The 2,269-nt window shown below is 69.9% G+C and carries 3 protein-coding genes and 1 pseudogene; 3 read left to right on the top strand and 1 reads right to left on the bottom strand.

Features of this window, described 5'->3' with window-relative positions; translation table 11 throughout:
• Positions 1–287, bottom strand: a pseudogene (locus tag AB0M88_RS53190) (hypothetical protein); the annotation flags it as partial.
• 211 nt (positions 288–498) lie between these two features.
• Between AB0M88_RS53190 and AB0M88_RS53185 the strand changes: the two are divergent.
• From AB0M88_RS53185 to AB0M88_RS53175, 3 genes are all read left to right on the top strand, one after another.
• Entirely contained in the window at positions 499–1,257 is a 759-nt protein-coding gene (locus AB0M88_RS53185) for an LLM class flavin-dependent oxidoreductase (protein WP_364116297.1), read from the top strand.
• 147 nt (positions 1,258–1,404) lie between these two features.
• Positions 1,405–1,539, top strand: a complete 135-nt coding sequence (locus AB0M88_RS53180) for a hypothetical protein (protein ID WP_364116296.1) — start codon at positions 1,405–1,407, stop codon at positions 1,537–1,539.
• Between the two features lie 135 nt (positions 1,540–1,674).
• On the top strand, positions 1,675–2,269 hold a 595-nt coding region (locus tag AB0M88_RS53175), incomplete at its 3' end, for a hypothetical protein (RefSeq protein WP_364116293.1).

Raw genomic sequence — 2,269 nt, 5'->3', positions numbered from 1 at the left:
TCGCCGTCGTGCACGACGGCGACGTGTCCGGTCGGGCTCGCGGTCGGCTCGGCGGTGGGCAGGGCGGCCGGCCGCTCGGTGCTCTGCTCCGGTTCGCCGAGGTGACGGACCACGAAGAACGTCGTGGTACCGGCACCGAGGCACAGGAGCGCGATGACTCCGGCGACCACACTCACGATCAGCCCGGCCCGGGAGGGCCTGGGCGGCGGAGGCGCGGCATAGCCGGGGTACGCCGCCGGGCCCGGCTGCGGCGTACCGGGCGAACTGCCAGCTGAATGATCGAGCACCGCGACAGTGTGGAGATCGACTTCGACCAGGGCAATAGGCTCGCCGGGGGTTTCCTGTCGTGTGCTGTCGCATCCGAGGCGACCTGTTCGTAGAACGGTGGAGAGCCCGGCACCGGGTCAGACCCACGGAGGATTGATCATCATGACTGGTACGCCGACACGACAGGCCAGGCCGTTGCGGTTCGGAGTCGTTGCACCGATCACCACCGACGTGCCGACGTGGCTTGACCAGCTGCGTCGTCTGGCCGACAGCGGCTACTCGACGATCTTGATGCCCGACGTGCCCCAGTGGCAGCCGGCACCGGGCCCGGCGCTCGCCGTCGCGGCGACAATCACCGGTCTGCGGGTGGGCACCTGGGTGTACGCGTCCCCGCTCCGGCCGGCCTGGAGCACCGCGTGGGAGGCGCACTCGCTGACCGTGCTCACCGACGGTCGTTTCGACATGGGCATCGGCACCGGCCGCCCCGGGATCGCCGAACAGCTCCGTGAGCTGGGCCTGCCCGTGGTCCCCGCCAACCAACGATTGGGCCAGGTACGTGAGGTCGTCACGGCCCTGCGCGAACTGGACGGCCCCGACCGGCACACCCCGGTAGCGATGGCCGTGGGCGGCCCGAAAGCGCAGGCGCTGGCGGCCGAACTCGCCGACACGGTGACCTTCGTAATGCCGCACACCGAGCCGCGGGCCGAAACGATGCAACGGGTGCGCGACTTCGACAACCGCCGCGACGTGGAACTCGCCTTGCACGTACCGGTGATCGGCGACGGGGTCGCTCCGTTCATGGCCGGTCCCGGCACAGATCCCGCCGCCCTCCGCGCCGCGGACTCGGTATCCTTCCTCCCGAGCGATCCCGCCGCGGCCGCCGAGGAGATCCTGAGGCGACGTGAGGAGCTCGGCTTCTCATACTTCGTGTTCGGAGCAGACGTCGCCGGCGCCCTCACTCCGGCCGTGGCCAAGCTGGCCGGGCGGTAGTTCACCCCTGTGGGTTCGGTGCGCACCTTCATGGGGAGTCATCGACGGCCCCGACGTGCCGGGAGGCTGCTGGGATGCTGGTGCCCGGGCAGCAAGTTTCCTTCCGAGCCGAGGCGGCCGGACCAGGACGGCTTCGCCTACCGGGCGGTGAAGGTCTGGACGGACAGCGCCGAGCCACCCGACCGAGACCGGGCCGAGAGCGGCCCGTCCGCCTATCACAGCCGGCTGACCTTGACCTTCGACCCGCCCCTTCCCGACGACGACTCCGGGAAGCAGGCGTGAGCCGGGCGCCATCGACGGCGCTGGAGTCCGGTCGCAGACGTTCGCTTCAGCCGGTTTATTTGACGATCCTTCTGCGGCACCGATTGGCATGATCGACACCTGACATTTCTCCGTCCGGGTGCGGGAAAATAGCTTATGGCGCAGCTCGAGTTCTTTTCCCGGTCGCAAGTGGCGTCTTGGCGGGACCGGACCTTGGCGCGCAATTATTCGCCTGCGGCTGAGCAGTTTCGCCGCGAGCATGAGCGGCATCGTGAATGGGGTTTGCGGCAGCGTCATGGTCGCCGGGCGATGAACCTGCGTCTCTATGGTGACGTCGTCGCGCCGGCCGATCGCGCTAGCGGCTCTCGGGCATCGGCGCCGTCGGCCCCGGTGGCTGAGCCGGTCGACGGCGACCAGTCGCTGGTTCAGGCTTCGAGCGGGATCGTTTCTCGCGGCCGGGGGTTCGCCTGTGCTGGTGATGCCGAGGCCGGTGAGCTCGATCCGGCCGAGGGGAGCGCTCCGGCCGGAACCGCCGCCTCCGCCGACCAGAATCCATCCGCTGCCCACGCCGCATGTGTAAGCCAGGCCGCATCCGTCGGCCAAGCCGCATCCGCCGATCGGGTCAGCCCAGCCGATCGAGCCGACCCAGCCAATCGGGAAGATAGAGCAGTACCCGGTCCGGCCGGGCAGGCCACCCAGACCGGGCAGGCCACCCAGACCGGGCAGGCCACCCAGACCGGGCAGGCCACCC

This window comes from Actinoplanes sp. NPDC051411 (genome assembly GCF_040682075.1).
Classification (GTDB): domain Bacteria; phylum Actinomycetota; class Actinomycetes; order Mycobacteriales; family Micromonosporaceae; genus Actinoplanes.
Note: the sequence above shows the minus strand (reverse complement) of the source record. Positions and strands in the feature narration are given on the sequence as shown.